The sequence below is a fragment of the Gardnerella sp. KA01000 genome, from assembly GCF_049244035.1.
GTDB classification, from domain to species: domain Bacteria; phylum Actinomycetota; class Actinomycetes; order Actinomycetales; family Bifidobacteriaceae; genus Bifidobacterium; species Bifidobacterium leopoldii.
Genome location: NZ_CP058367.1, coordinates 550,466 through 565,114, shown reverse-complemented (window position 1 = coordinate 565,114; position 14,649 = coordinate 550,466). Strand labels below are relative to the sequence as shown.

The window sequence follows — 14,649 nt, the reverse complement described above, 5'->3', positions numbered from 1 at the left end:
TTAATAGTATTGCGCAAATTAGTGTTATGCCGACCTCGATTTACAAAGCGGATTCATAAAATCGAAAGTCGGCATAAGCGGAAATATTTAGTTTATACTTGCTCGCGTAAATATTATTTACTCAAGCAATGTTACTTACTCAAGCACGCTCAAACCTGGAAGAGTCTTGCCTTCCAAGAACTCGAGAGAAGCGCCGCCGCCAGTAGAAATGTGCGAGAAGCCATCTTCTGGGAATCCAAGGTTGCGCACTGCAGAAGCAGAATCGCCACCACCGACGATAGTGAAAGTGCCGTTCTTAGTTGCATCAACCAAGCCCTGGGCTACAGCGCGAGTACCGGCTGCAAACTCTGGAACCTCGAACACACCCATAGGACCGTTCCAAACAACAGTCTTGGAGTCAACAATCTTGTCGTGGAAAAGCTTCTGAGAGTCAGGACCAATATCCAAGCCCATCTTGTCTGCAGGAATAGCGTCTGCTGGAACTACTTCTGGAACAACTGGAGTATCACCTGCTGGGAAGCCAGCATTCACAACAATATCGGTTGGAAGTACAAGCTCAACGCCGTTCTTCTTAGCGGTTTCAATGTAGCCCTTAACCTTCTCGAGTTGATCCTCTTCAAGCAAAGAAGTACCAACTTCGTGACCCAAAGCCTTGAGGAATGTGAACACCATACCGCCGCCAATAACAAGACGATCAGCCTTAGAAAGCAAGTTCTCAATAACGCCGAGCTTGTCGGAAACCTTGGAACCGCCGAGAACAACAGTCAAAGGACGCTCTGGATTTTCAGTTGCGCGAGAAAGTGCCTTAACTTCCTTCTCAACAAGCAAGCCTGCAGCTGATGGAAGATCGGCAGCAACATCGTAATTTGAACCCTGAGCGCGGTGCACAACACCAAAGCCGTCGGAAACAAATACTTCGCCAAGAGAAGCAATCTTCTTAGCGTAAGATGCGCGCTCGGAGGCATCCTTGCTGGTTTCTTCGGCGTTGAAGCGCACGTTTTCGAGCAAAACAACGTCGCCATTATTCATGGCAGCTACCTTAGCTTGAGCATCTTCGCCGTAAGTGTCTGCAGCCAAAACAACATTTGTGCCGAGCAATTCACCTAAACGCTGCGCAACTGGAGCCAAGGAAAGCTCTGGAACAACCTGACCCTTTGGACGACCAAGGTGAGCCATCAAAATCACCTTAGCACCCTGCTCACGCAAAGCCTTAATGGTTGGTAAAGCAGCACGAATACGACCATCATCAGTAATCGTCGTACCCTTGAGAGGAACGTTAAAATCAGCGCGAACCAATACACGCTTACCACTCAAATCTCCCAAATCTTTCAGTGTCTTCATCGGTATCCTTTCCAAACCATATTGGCTTACCATATTTGACTTACATACTGGCTTACCGTGCCGGCTTACTTCGTTCAACAAAACGCAAAATCAGCCTCAAACATCAACACATTGCCGGATGCAATTATACCGCACATCTTCAACAATCGTCCTCAGCTGAAACGACAAAAAGCCGGAGAAAAACTCCAGCAAATGTTCCATAAAGCGACATTTTCTTTACAGCCGCATAAAGGAAATGTCGGAATTAAGTCGAAAAGCGACAAAACTTTACACGCAAGTAAAGGAAATGTCGGTATCTCCTCAAACCTTTGGTAGCTTTGCAATTACGCTTCTGCGAACGTTGCTTCAGTAGCTTTGCAGTAATGCTTTGCAAACGTCGACTATATGTTGCTTAGTGAACTTTGACATTAATGCTCTGCAGACGTTGATTGCTTGTTGTCCAAAGGACATTAACGTCATTGCTGCCGCATACACCACGCCAAGCACTCCTACCACACCACAAAACAACTGCGATTGGAATTAACGAGTGAGGGGTGGGTGTTGCTTGGTCGAGCAATATAAAAGCGGAACGATAGTAATAATCTTGTTGACGAATACTATTTTTGAAAGAAAGTAAGTAAAAAACTAAACTTAACTACGCAACCGCTAAGTCCAAATAAGGTATAAGAGCGGAGCGCTGCGAGACAAGTAACACCCACCCTCACAGCCACGCAAGGAACACGCCAGCCAATACAGCTACAGACCGCTCAAAACCAGCATTAAAGCTGCTGCATACGCGACTTCTCAACCTTCGCCGAAAGCTGCAAAAGTCTACGAATTCGCCCTGCAATCGCATCCTTTGTAATAGGAGGATCAGCCAAGTGACCAAGCTCTTCCAAACTTGCGTCGCTATGCTCAAGACGAAGCTTTCCAGCCATTAACAAATTATCTGGAATATCGTCGCCCAAAATATCGAATGCGTGACGAACCTTTTCGCATGCCTCAGCAGCAGCCTTAGCGCTACGACGCATATTCGCATCGTCAAAATTAGCCAAACGGTTTGCTTTTCCGCGAGCTTCACCGTCCGAACGCTTACCGGTCCATTCGCGAGCAGAACGAGGAGCACCAATCAAAATCAACATTCGCTCAATTGCGTCAGAATCGCGCAACGTCACTCGCTCAGAACTACGAACCTGACGAGCCTTGGCGCTAATGCCAAGTCGCGCTGCCATAGTTTGCAAAGCATTTGCAGCCTCATGAGTTGGGCAAACAACTTCCAAATAGCTAGCTTTGCCAGGATCCGAAATAGCACCGTGAGCCAAGAAAGCACCACGCCAAGCTGCTTTGATTTGGGCGATACTTCCACCAACAATCTCAGGTGCAAGACCTGCAACAATTCTCATACGTCGATCAAGAAGACCAGATTGCAAAGCCAATGCTGCAGCACCACGCTCAACTACCACGTCATAGCGAACTACAGTGCCCGTAGGAGTTTGACGAGAAACTTGAGCAATTGTTGCTTCCCTCTGGAAATGAGTTTTCAATACCTCAACAAGCCACTGAGCTGCACGCTGAGAATCTAACTGAGCGCGAATAACAGCCTGATTATTTACTGGCCTTAAGCCGCCAGCAAAGCGCATCATTGCTGCAGCTTGAGCCATAATGACAGTCGGGAGCTCATTGTTGTTTGAAACGAGTTCATTTTTGACGTCGTCAAGAAGAGCCAAGGGACAACCTCCTACTTTTGTTCTTCTTAAAATATGAGTGCTGTTGGGTACTTGCATGATGCTGTGGCACACGACATGCCCGGCTTTCTGTGATACAGAATACGTTGGACATTTTACCGGTTTTTGCACATGCTTTACATGCTTTTAGTACAAGATTTTTATATTTTATATAATTTACGCAATTTTATTTAATTTTTTAATTAATTTTAATTGATTAGTTTCATAATCGCATTTCGCTACTTTACTTCTTCACTTACTACGATCTTCTCTGTAGCTCTCTTGCAGATACTGTAACTTGCAAACCGTGTAATCTCAAACGTCTAGCAAGCTCAATACTTACGGCAACAGAACGATGCTGACCGCCAGTACATCCTACAGCAATAGTCACGTAATGCTTGTCTTCTTTAGCGAATCCGTCGATAGCTGTAAGAAGCGCATTTTCATAAGAATCTAAAAATGCAATTGCCGCAGGATTCGATAAAACGTAATCTTGCACAGCTTGATCCTTACCTGTAAGCTCCCTTAATCCAGGAACCCAGAAAGGATTCGGCAAAAATCGCATATCGGCAACAAAATCAGCGTCCATTGGCATGCCGTATTTAAATCCAAAACTGAAAATATGCACAGAAACCGTAGAAGAGCCTTTTCCAAGCAATCCTTCGTAAAGCTTTGTAGAAAGTTGGTGAATACTAAGTGCAGAAGTATCGATAATAATATTTGCGCAATCTTTCAAATGACTGAGCAGCTCTCGCTCTTCTAGAATACCGTCAATAAGTCTGCCGCCGCGCTGCAAAGGATGCGGTCTGCGCACAGACTCATAACGCTTAATAAGCACAGCATCTGAAGCATCTAGAAACAGAATTCGCGTTTTTACACCAAGGTCATCAATATGCGCAAGAACTGCAAACAGGTCGTCGAAATATCCTCTAGAACGCACGTCAATAACAGCAGCAAGCTTATGCACTTTAGAACCGGATGAAGTCATCATATCTACTAGCGGTATGAGCAGTTTTGGCGGAAGATTATCGATAACATACCATCCCATATCTTCCAACGCGTTAGCAGCGTGCGATCGCCCAGCTCCACTCATGCCGGTAATTAGCATAACTTCAAATCCGTCAGCTAGTTGCACGCCAGTCGACGCGGAACGTTGCGTAGTATGTTGCGCATCACGTTGCGTATCACTTTGCGTAGTATGTTGCGTATTATCGCTCATAATGCCTCCTGTAAGGCTTTTCGCATGAGACTACTTAAGTCATCGTAATATCTAGCCTTGTCAGCACTAGGTTTATAACCAAGCTCAGAACCAGTCTCAGCACAATCCTCAGCGCCAGTCTCAGCACAATCCTCAAAATTTTCTTTAGATTGCCTGTAGTCAATCGTCATAAGACTTACTTGTGCTAAAGCTTGTTGCAAAAGCATTTCTTCTCCGCCAATAGCGCGACCATATTGTTGCCATACACTAAGTAGCATGCTTGGACGAGGATCGTAAACTACGTCAAGCAATGTTCCTAATTTCGTTTGATTATGCGCACTATCTTGACAGTATGCTTTCAACGCAAGCGCAATTGGATCTGCTACATGCGCTGGAACTGTGCTTACTACTATGTCTGCTTCTGCGATTGCACGAACAGCTTCTAGTGAATTTAAAGATTTCAAAATGAGAGATTTATCACATTCTGACAATTTTTCTGCGCTCAATTTTTCTGCGCTATAGTCTGCAAATTTTGAAAATACTTCTTCGCTTATTGTTGGAAACTCAATACCTTGCACAGGCTCATACATAGCGTCATTTTCTTCGCTTTTATTATTTTGACCTATGCTTATTTTATTTGGAAAATCAGCGCAATACTTTTGTATAAGATTATTAAAACGTTCAACGCCTTTTACACTACCGTCATCTTCAGTTCTAGCAACAACTTGCACTTGCTCAAGCTTTGCTACTTGCGCAATTTCAATTAAAGCTGCCAGTGCAGAGGATGCAGTGTTGCCGCTGCCAATAATAACAGCCTTTTTTACTTCGCATATGCGCTCATGTAATGCGTGCATAAATGTTATTAATATGCCACTTACATCAGTGTTGTATAGCTTTATTTGCGATTGCGAAGCGGTTGCTGGATTGCTAGCAAAAACTGCAGTATTTGCCACGTTAAGTGCGCGCGACCAGTAGTCGCAAGGTGTGCCGAGTTTCATTACGGTTTTTTTAAGCGGCATAGTAAGGCTTAAGCCTTTCCAAGAATCATCAAGATGCGTAATAAAATCGTGAAGATCCGTTTCGCTTACTTTTTCCTTACTATATTGCCAATTCGTAAGCCCCAAAGCCTTATAAGCCGTGTTGTGAAGCACAGGCGACAGCGAATGCAAAATAGGATCTCCCAAAACTGCGCAATGATATATTTTTACCATTTTTCTCTCCCCTATTAGTAAGTTAGTACGCTAATAAATCTTTTGGATCAACACAAAAACGCAACTCTCCTGCAGCACGTGTTGCTACGTGACGAGCTACTTCCTTGTGCAATCGGTTCACTAATTCTTGTCTTAAATAAAGCGGAACTCTTACTACAGCTTTTACACGGTCGTAAATATCGTCAAAATGCTGGTATTTGTCTGTAACAGGCGGATGCATTGGAACAATTCCTAATAATGGAGAAATTGCTGAAAAATCAGCATCTTGACTACTTTCGCACCCAAGATTTTCTTGCATTGCACCAATATTTTCAATCGCACGCATAACCGCATCATGAGCACCCCATACGCATGCTGCAGTTACGCAAGGCGGCAATATTGCTTGAGCTCTTTCTGAAAGCTCATTGCAAGAAAGTTGAGTCGTATCCCACAATGTAAGCGCGCGCGCAAGAACAGGATACGTTTCACCAATAAGAAGTACACTTCCTCCACGCGCTCTAGGAGCACATAAAGCAGAAGCTTTCATCCACGAATTAAGCGTATCTATTCGCGCATCAAGCCCTGAAGCGTACAAACTTACCCACGTATCAAGTATTGCTACAACACCATATTCTCCATTACAATTTGCGTCTTGCGTTTGTATGCGAGGCTCACATCCAGGAGTTGCAACAACAATTACAGGTTTTTCATCAATACACTGGATAATTCCGTTCGGTTGGTGTTGTGACGAAATAATAATAGGCACGTTACGAAATAGTTTAGATAATTCTTCCGCAACGCCAGCAGCACCAACTCGTATAACTCGCATATTGCTACTGCCACAATTAGAACAAGACCAATTTATTGCACTAGCACCACACCATGAGCAACGTGCTGTTTGCTGACTATTTGCAACATCGAGAGGCCCGGTGCATCGTCTACAGCGCGCTTGACGTTTGCACGAAGAGCATATAGCCGATTGCGTCACACCATCTTGCGCAATAGAAAGCAGCACAGGCTTACCATCCGAAAGAGCATCGTTAATAGCTCTTACTGCGCTATGCGGTATGCGAGCGCCAATGCTTGGGTCAGCTAATTTTAGTAAAGCTTCACGATTAAGCCAACGAACCCACGGAACTAACTTTTCGCGAGCAAGTTTACTCGCGCTTACAGGGATACTAAATCCGCTTATTGTTTCAGCAGTTTGAATAGCTTGTTCATCGTGCACACTTTGCGCAGATTGCACACTTTGCGCAGATTGCGCATTCGACATATAGCAGTCTACTTCACTTTGACTAAGCGCACTTCTGGAATACGACATTGACACAAATACGCCGCCATGCCTTTTCGCACGAAGCCGCATAACGCCACGCGCTTGAGCATACGGCATCATGCCATCAGCATATTGGTACGCGCAATCTTCAACAATCGCAAATAAAGCATCTCCCTCAACTGGAGCATACATTGCAGCTCTAGTGCCAAGAACGCAAGGAACTATTCCGGACGCGATTGCACGCCAAGCTCTATACCTATCAGCTGGAGGATCCGCAGCACAAAGTCGAGCGACATCGCCATCAAAACTTCCAGCAGAAAAACCACGATGATTCTCACTGACACGCTTATATGGCTTTAAGCCGTAAACCATTAGCGCGCGCATTACATCATTGACTTCTTTTAGCGTCGGCAAAACTACAACAGCTTGCTTACACGCACTTAAAGCAGTGACAATCATCCACGCTAAATCTTGTGCAAGTCGGCAAGAACCTGGTAAAGCGTCTACAATAAAAGATTGAGAAGAATTATTTTCTGCTTGCTTGACTAATTGATTTTCTGTTTTATTTTCACTAAAACTTGCGTCAATAGATTTTTTGATTAATGCATTGTATAAAATATTTGCATTTTCGTAATCATAAATCATGCGAGAAGTTGTAGCGTAACCTGGGTTTGTATTGTTATCGTTTTGCAAACGATTCCTAAGATTTTCACGCCACTGTTTTCTGCGTTGCAAGCGTATGTTGTCAAAAACTTCCTCATGCTCAACACGAGCTACGCGTTGAGGCACAGCAAGACGCAAAATATTTGAGCTAGTTCCACCATAAGCTTTAGCTATGGCGTCAATATCGTCTCGCAAAGATTTAGAAAGCAAAACATCTGAGGGAAACACGCGTTCTAAAAATCTTAAAGCAGCATAAGGGGTGTTAGTATGCGAAGAACGAGACCAAATAACTCCAGTGAGTTTTTGTGCTCCAAAACGAACGCGTACAAACGCCCCAGGCTGAGCAGATTCATCTTGATCTTGCGATATCAAGTAATCAAAAGTACGACCTAAATGTGAAGCTTGAACATCGAGCATCACATGCGCAATAGGGCATTCATTAGCAGGCACTAGAGAAACAGCATTACGCTTACGTCTTGTTTCACGCGCTAAGCCGTCTAGCGAAGGTTGCTCTGCCATAAATAACCCTTAGTTTTACTTGAATTACATCACATAATTACTGTTATTTTACAGCAAAATTTATCAATAAAACTACTTTTTTAGCGCATCTTTCAATTGCTCAATACGATTCGTTTCTTCCCAAGGGAATTTGACATCCGTACGACCAAAATGACCATAAGCTGCAGTTGGAGCATAAATTGGCTGAAGCAAGTTAAGCTCGTCAATAATCGCAGCTGGACGCAAATCAAATACTTCGCGCACAGCACGCGCAATATCTGCGCGCGTAATACCGTCAGCTTCAGTTCCGAAAGTTTCTACGTTTACGCTTACAGGATCAGCAATACCAATAGCATAAGCAACTTGAACTTCTGCCTTATGAGCTAAACCAGCTGCCACAATATTTTTTGCAACCCAGCGAGCTGCATAAGCTGCAGAACGGTCAACTTTACTAGGATCCTTACCGGAAAAAGCTCCACCACCATGATGAGCAGCACCACCATAAGTGTCAACAATAATTTTTCGACCAGTTAAGCCCGAATCAGCTGCAGGACCTCCCAAAACAAAGGAGCCAGTAGGATTTACAAGCATACGGTACGAATCGTACGCAACTTTTTGAGCAAGAACTTCATCCAACACAGGCTTAACAACATGCTCAACAAGCTGATCTTGTAACCAGTCTCTAGAAACTTCTGGATCATGCTGAGTAGAAATAAGCACAGTATCCAAACGTTTAGGCGTGCCTTTGGAATCATACTCAATCGTTACTTGAGTTTTCCCATCCGGACGCAAATGCGCAATAGTGCCATCTTTACGAACTTTAGCAAGCTTTTGAGCTAAACGATGAGCAAGATAAATCGGCAAAGGCATTAAAGTATCTGTTTCGTCGCTAGCGTAACCAAACATAACACCTTGATCGCCTGCACCTTGAGCAGCGTAGCGCTCCTCACGAGAAGATGCACTCTCACAAGAAGCATCCAACCTAGCAACACCTTGATTGATTTCCGCACTTTGCTCAGTTAAAGAAACCATAACACCACAAGAATCAGCATCAAGACCAATTGTGGAGCTCGTGTAGCCAACATTACGAACAACTTGACGTACAATTCCCGGAATATCGCTATAAACTTCACCACGCACTTCACCAAAAACCACGAACTGACCAACGGAAGCACAAACCTCTACAGCAACATGCGCATGAGAATCCTGACGAAGCATATCGTCCAATATAGCGTCAGCAATTTGATCGCATAACTTGTCAGGATGACCTTCAGTTACAGATTCTGCAGAAATTAATTTACGTTCTTCCACATTTCCCCCTTAAGTTCATAGTCGATAAAGGCTAAATATAGGCTAAATAAAGCGAAAAACGCAGCCGTGCATCCGCTTTATTGAGCACGGATGATACGCGACTGCGAATACCCATAAAGACGTTTATTAGCAAGGCTTATTAATTACCTTCGCTTAAATCGTCCTCACCAAGAGTCTCTTCAAGCAATCCAGCATTAATCTCGCGGAAAGCAATAGCTAAAGGCTTTTCTTGATTTTGATACTCAACTAGTGGGCCAACATTTTGAAGCAAACCTTCATTAAGCTGAGTAAAATAAGCATTAATTTGACGTGCTCGTTTTGCAGCAAATAAGGCAAGCGCATACTGGGAATCCGCATGTTGCATTAAATCATCAATCGGTGGATTCGCAAGACCAGTAGGTGTTGGCTGAGTGCCTAATGCCATAATATTCTCCAAATTCTATGGTGCTACAATAGTTCCAAAAGGCTTATTATATGCTATCGATTGGATATTGCGTAAGTTTTAACTATAAGTCGTATTCGCTTGCAATAACATTCCACAGTTCATCTGCAGCACGCTCAGCATTATCATTCACAATAACAACATCGAACTCTTTAGCTGCAGCAATCTCAACTTTAGCAGTTTCCAAACGTTTTGCTTGCTGCTCAGGAGTTTCAGTACCACGACCAATAAGACGACGCTTAAGCTCTTCAAAGCTCGGAGGCGCAATGAACACGTACACAACTTCTAATCCAAGACGAGCAGCCTCTTGTTTTACGCGCCTAGCTCCTTGCAAATCTATTTCCAGCAAAGTAGGAATATCTTGCGTAAGATGATCCAAAACAGGCTGAAGAAGGGTACCATAATGAGCCATGCCATGAACTAGCGCGGTTTCCAAGAATTCGCCATTACGCTTACGACGCTCAAATTCTTCTTCATCTAAGAACCAATAGTGAATACCATTAAATTCACCAGGTCTAGGCGCACGAGTGGTAGCAGAAACAGATAGCCAAATATGAGGATGCTTCTCACGAAGTATGCCTTCTACTGTGCCTTTACCAGCCGCAGTAGGACCCGTTAATACGATTAATCGACGTCTAGACTGCGAAACTGCAGCCTCATCCGTGGCACCCATTTGCTTACCCCTCGTTTACACACATTCGCCTGAATCAACAAGAGCCTGACGAATATCCAATGCTATGCGTTCAGTTGCAGCCGAAAGTTCACCAATATTTGGACCATGCGACGCAATCGAACGCGAAACAGTTACCAATACATTACCATGTGTACCAGCAAAAACACGCTTTAAATCGTCAGCTTCTGCACCTTGCCACCCGTAACCAGGAGAAAGAATTGGACCAGTAAAACTGGTTACGTCAATTCCACCACCGTTCATCCAGTCGCCAATAGTAGCTCCAACAATTAAACCAACAGAACCCATTCCTTTAGTTTTATTGTTAAAACTTTGAGCTGTTTGAGCAATTCCGTGAGCTACAGTAGTTCCGCGGTAAGTTCCGCTCTGCCTAATAGCAGTTTGCAAACTTGCGCCTTCGCGATTAGAAGTTAGAGACGCAATAAAAACACCGCGACCGTTATTAAGAGCTTCGTTAATTAAGCCGCCCATAGAACGTGCGCCATAATAGGGAAGCAAAGTAATAGCATCAGCAAGAAGCGGAGCTCCAGGCTTAAAATATGCGTCTGCAAGCGCAGAAATAGTAGTAGACAACCCTCCATGGCCGCAGTCAACGATAGTAATAATATCCATTTGACGAGCGGCATACAGCACACGCTCAAGCGCTGCGAAACCCTTAGAACCGTAGCGCTCAAACATGCTGGATTGGAATTTGACTGCCGCTGCCCTACCATTCATAGCTTGCAGCATTCGCATAGAAAAAAGTTCAGCTCCAAGAGCATCCATGTTGTATCCCCAATTAAGCAGCATTTTGCGATGAGGATCGATTCCAACACACAATGGTCCATATTTTGCCATAGCGTTCTTCAAACGCAAACCAAAATCGGATCGTTGCGCCTGCACTTCTTGATCACGAATGCTCTCGGTCATGTATTAAGCCCGACTTTCTTGACTTTCTGCCTGTTCAATTGCAAACAGCTGCTGAGCATGTTCTTGTATACTCATCACCTGATAATCGTTGTTCTTAACAGCTTCAATAGCCATTAATACTGGTGCAAATTCGGTAATAGTAGTGAATTGTGGAAGATCAGCTGCTACAGCTGCCGCACGAATGGCATAACCATCAGTGCGCGATCCCCTTGAATTCGGCGTATTTAATACCATGTCAATCTTACCATTTTCGATAAGCTCTACAACATTCTTACCGATTCTTTCGTTCGCTTTCTCACTATTTGGCATATCCTTCGCCGTGTCGCCCTGACTAGAAAGCTTATCGACAATAACAGAATCAATGCCATAACGACGAAGCACAGAAGCTGTACCTTCAGTAGCCCAAATCGTAAAACCAAGCTCCACTAATCGCACTGCAAGAAGTGGAAGTTGTCGCTTATCTGCATCGCTTACGGACACAAAAACGTTTCCACTGGTAGGCAAACCGCCCTTGTATGCTGCAAGCTGGCTCTTAGCAAAAGCGTGAGGGAAGTCGCGATCAAAACCCATAACTTCGCCAGTAGAGCGCATTTCTGGTCCAAGCAAAATATCAACCGTGCGACCAACAGGAGTGCGGAAACGCTTGAACGGCAGCACAGAAGCTTTAATAGCAACCTGCTGACCTGGGTGAATATCTCCGCCATCGCCTTGCGGGAGAAGAAGTCCACGCTTGCGCTGCTGTGCAATGGTTTCACCAGCCATAATTCGAGCAGCAGCTTTAGCAAGAGCAACGCCAGTAGCTTTAGAAGCAAACGGAACAGTACGAGACGCTCGAGGATTTGCTTCAATTACATACAAAGTGTTTGCCATAAAAGCGTACTGTACGTTGATAAGACCGCGAACTGAGCAGCCGCGAGCAATCGAAAGCGTACCCTCGCGAAGGCGTCGAATTTGATCGTCCGAAAGCGTGCTTGGAGGAAGAGTACAAGCAGCGTCACCAGAGTGCACGCCAGCTTCCTCAACATGCTCCATAATGCCGCCAATATAAAGCTCGTTGCCGTCGTAAAGTGCGTCAACGTCGATTTCAATAGCGTCCTGAAGGAACTTATCGATCAAAAGCGGCGAAGGCAAGCGGCCAGAAACAACCGTGTCTGCTCGAGCCTCATCCAATGCGCGATCAACATACTTTGCAAGTTGAGCGTCGTCGTATACAATTTCCATGCCACGACCGCCGAGCACGTAGCTTGGGCGCACAAGAACTGGGTAGCCAATTGCGTGAGCTGCATCTTTTGCTTCCTCAAGACTTAACGCTGTGCCGTATCGAGGAGCGTTCATGCCTTCTTGACGAAGAACTTCGCCGAAAAGCTCACGGTTTTCAGCCAAATCAATAGCCTCAGGAGTCGTTCCCAAAATTGGAACTCCTGCAGCTTTAAGACGAGCAGCAAGCGAAAGTGGCGTTTGACCACCAAGCTGCACAATCACGCCCTTAACAGGTCCAAGCTTCTTTTCTGCTTCGTAAATTTCAAGCACATCTTCGAAAGTAAGAGGCTCAAAGTAAAGGCGATCAGACATGTCGTAATCTGTAGAAACTGTTTCAGGATTGCAATTGACCATAATGGTGTCGTAATCCTTGCCCAATTCCTGAACAGCGTGAACACATGTGTAATCAAACTCAATACCCTGACCGATTCTGTTTGGACCAGAACCAAGGATAATCACAGCTTCGCGATCACGCTTCTTCAACTCGCTTTCGTCAGCGTAGCAAGAATAGTAGTACGGAGTTGCTGCGTCGAACTCAGCTGCGCAAGTGTCAACAGTCTTGTAAACAGGGCGCAAACCGTAAGCCCAACGAAGCTCACGAACCATGTTTTCGCCTTCGTCGCCAAGATTACGCAAATGCGCAATTTGAACGTCCGAAAGACCAGCGAGCTTAGCGCGCTTCAAAACTTTAGGAGTTAAGGTTTCAGCTTCACGAACTGCGAGCGCAGTCTCGTTAATTTGAGCCAGCTGCTCTACAAACCAAGGGTCGATTTTTGTTGCTGCAAAAATCTGCTCCGGCGTTGCCCCACCCCAAAGCGCGCGCTGAATTTGCAAGTAGCGATGCTCGGTTGGAGTATGCATTTCTTCAAGAAGCTTATTAACTTCTTCCTTGCTCGGGCGCTCACCATCCCAGCTAAAGCATGAGTGACGCTTGTCGATTGAGCGCATTGCTTTTCCAAGGGATTCCTGGAAGTTTCCAGCCAAAGCCATTGCTTCGCCGACAGACTTCATGGAAGTTGTAAGCGTGGTATCTGCTCCTGGGAACTTTTCGAAAGCAAAACGCGGAATCTTTGTTACAACGTAGTCGATTGTTGGCTCGAAGCTTGCAGGAGTTGAACGAGTAATATCGTTTTGAATTTCGTCCAAAGTGTAGCCGAGAGCAAGTTTCGTTGCGATTTTTGCGATTGGGAAGCCGGTTGCTTTAGATGCGAGCGCGGAAGAACGGGACACGCGCGGGTTCATTTCGATGACGATAATGCGACCAGTTTGAGGGTTGATTGCAAACTGAATATTGCAACCGCCAGTATCGACGCCAACGCCTCGAATAATAGCAATACCGATATCGCGCATCTTCTGATACTCGCGGTCTGTAAGCGTAAAGCAAGGAGCAACTGTAATCGAGTCGCCAGTGTGCACGCCTACAGGATCGACGTTTTCGATTGGGCAAACAACTACGACGTTATCTTTTGCGTCGCGCATAAGTTCAAGCTCAAACTCTTTCCAGCCTTCAATGCCTTCTTCAATAAGCACTTCGTTTGTTGGAGAATAGTGAATGCCAGCTCCTGCAATGCGGTGAAGCTCTTCTTCGTTATGAGCAATACCAGAGCCCAAGCCGCCCATTGTGAAGCTTGGACGTACTACTACCGGGTATCCTAAAGTTTCAACAATTTTGTCTACTTCTTCGATTGAGTGAGCAATAAAGGATTTTGCTGACTCAGCTCCGGCTTTTTCAACGACTTTTTTGAAAAGCTCTCGGTCTTCTCCGCGGTCGATTGCTTCCAAAGAAGCACCAATAAGCTCAACGTTATATTTTTCTAGGATTCCTGCACGACCCAAATCCATTGCAGCATTAAGCGCAGTTTGACCACCAAGCGTTGGAAGAAGCGCATCCGGACGCTCCTTCGCAATAATTCGCTCCAAAATCGAAGTGTCAATTGGCTCAATATACGTTGCGTCCGCAAGCTCCGGGTCGGTCATAATAGTAGCCGGGTTAGAGTTGACCAAAATTACGCGAATACCTTCTTCGCGAAGAACTCGGCAAGCCTGCGTTCCGGAATAATCAAATTCTGCAGCCTGACCAATAACAATCGGACCGGAACCAATTACCATAACCGACTTAATATCAGTACGTTTTGGCATAGTAAACTTCTCTTTCCGTAAATCTTAAAAT

At 44.9% G+C, this 14,649-nt stretch carries 10 protein-coding genes; all 10 read right to left on the bottom strand.

All coding sequences use genetic code 11. The annotated features are described in order from the left end of the window. Nucleotides 1-135 precede the first annotated feature (135 nt). Nucleotides 136-1,341, bottom strand: coding sequence for a phosphoglycerate kinase (locus HXT58_RS02035; protein WP_415706238.1), 1,206 nt, complete (start codon nt 1,339-1,341; stop codon nt 136-138). A 758-nt stretch (nt 1,342-2,099) separates the two neighbouring features. Then, nucleotides 2,100-3,047: a DNA-binding protein WhiA gene (gene whiA, locus HXT58_RS02030; RefSeq protein WP_004119060.1), complete on the bottom strand. Its 948-nt coding sequence runs from the start codon at nt 3,045-3,047 to the stop codon at nt 2,100-2,102. A gap of 256 nt (nt 3,048-3,303) precedes the next feature. Next, on the bottom strand, nt 3,304-4,152 hold the full coding sequence (gene rapZ / locus HXT58_RS02025; protein ID WP_116442868.1) for an RNase adapter RapZ: 849 nt from the start codon (nt 4,150-4,152) through the stop codon (nt 3,304-3,306). 107 nt (nt 4,153-4,259) lie between these two features. After that, a complete protein-coding gene (locus HXT58_RS02020; RefSeq protein ID WP_415706237.1) occupies nt 4,260-5,453 on the bottom strand; it encodes a shikimate dehydrogenase family protein in 1,194 nt (397 codons plus the stop codon). 22 nt (nt 5,454-5,475) lie between these two features. Then, a complete protein-coding gene (locus HXT58_RS02015) occupies nt 5,476-7,887 on the bottom strand; it encodes a primosomal protein N' (RefSeq protein WP_421775650.1) in 2,412 nt (803 codons plus the stop codon). Between the two features lie 72 nt (nt 7,888-7,959). Continuing rightward, nucleotides 7,960-9,177: a methionine adenosyltransferase gene (gene metK / locus HXT58_RS02010; protein WP_415706233.1), complete on the bottom strand. Its 1,218-nt coding sequence runs from the start codon at nt 9,175-9,177 to the stop codon at nt 7,960-7,962. A gap of 139 nt (nt 9,178-9,316) precedes the next feature. After that, nucleotides 9,317-9,601, bottom strand: coding sequence for a DNA-directed RNA polymerase subunit omega (gene rpoZ, locus HXT58_RS02005; protein WP_004106383.1), 285 nt, complete (start codon nt 9,599-9,601; stop codon nt 9,317-9,319). Nucleotides 9,602-9,683: 82 nt separating this feature from the next. After that, entirely contained in the window at nt 9,684-10,292 is a 609-nt protein-coding gene (gmk, locus tag HXT58_RS02000; RefSeq protein ID WP_004106385.1) for a guanylate kinase, read from the bottom strand. A 15-nt stretch (nt 10,293-10,307) separates the two neighbouring features. After that, nucleotides 10,308-11,219, bottom strand: coding sequence for an orotidine-5'-phosphate decarboxylase (gene pyrF, locus HXT58_RS01995; protein WP_004106386.1), 912 nt, complete (start codon nt 11,217-11,219; stop codon nt 10,308-10,310). A gap of 3 nt (nt 11,220-11,222) precedes the next feature. Next, nucleotides 11,223-14,618, bottom strand: coding sequence for a carbamoyl-phosphate synthase large subunit (gene carB / locus HXT58_RS01990; RefSeq protein WP_004119051.1), 3,396 nt, complete (start codon nt 14,616-14,618; stop codon nt 11,223-11,225). Nucleotides 14,619-14,649 lie beyond the last annotated feature (31 nt).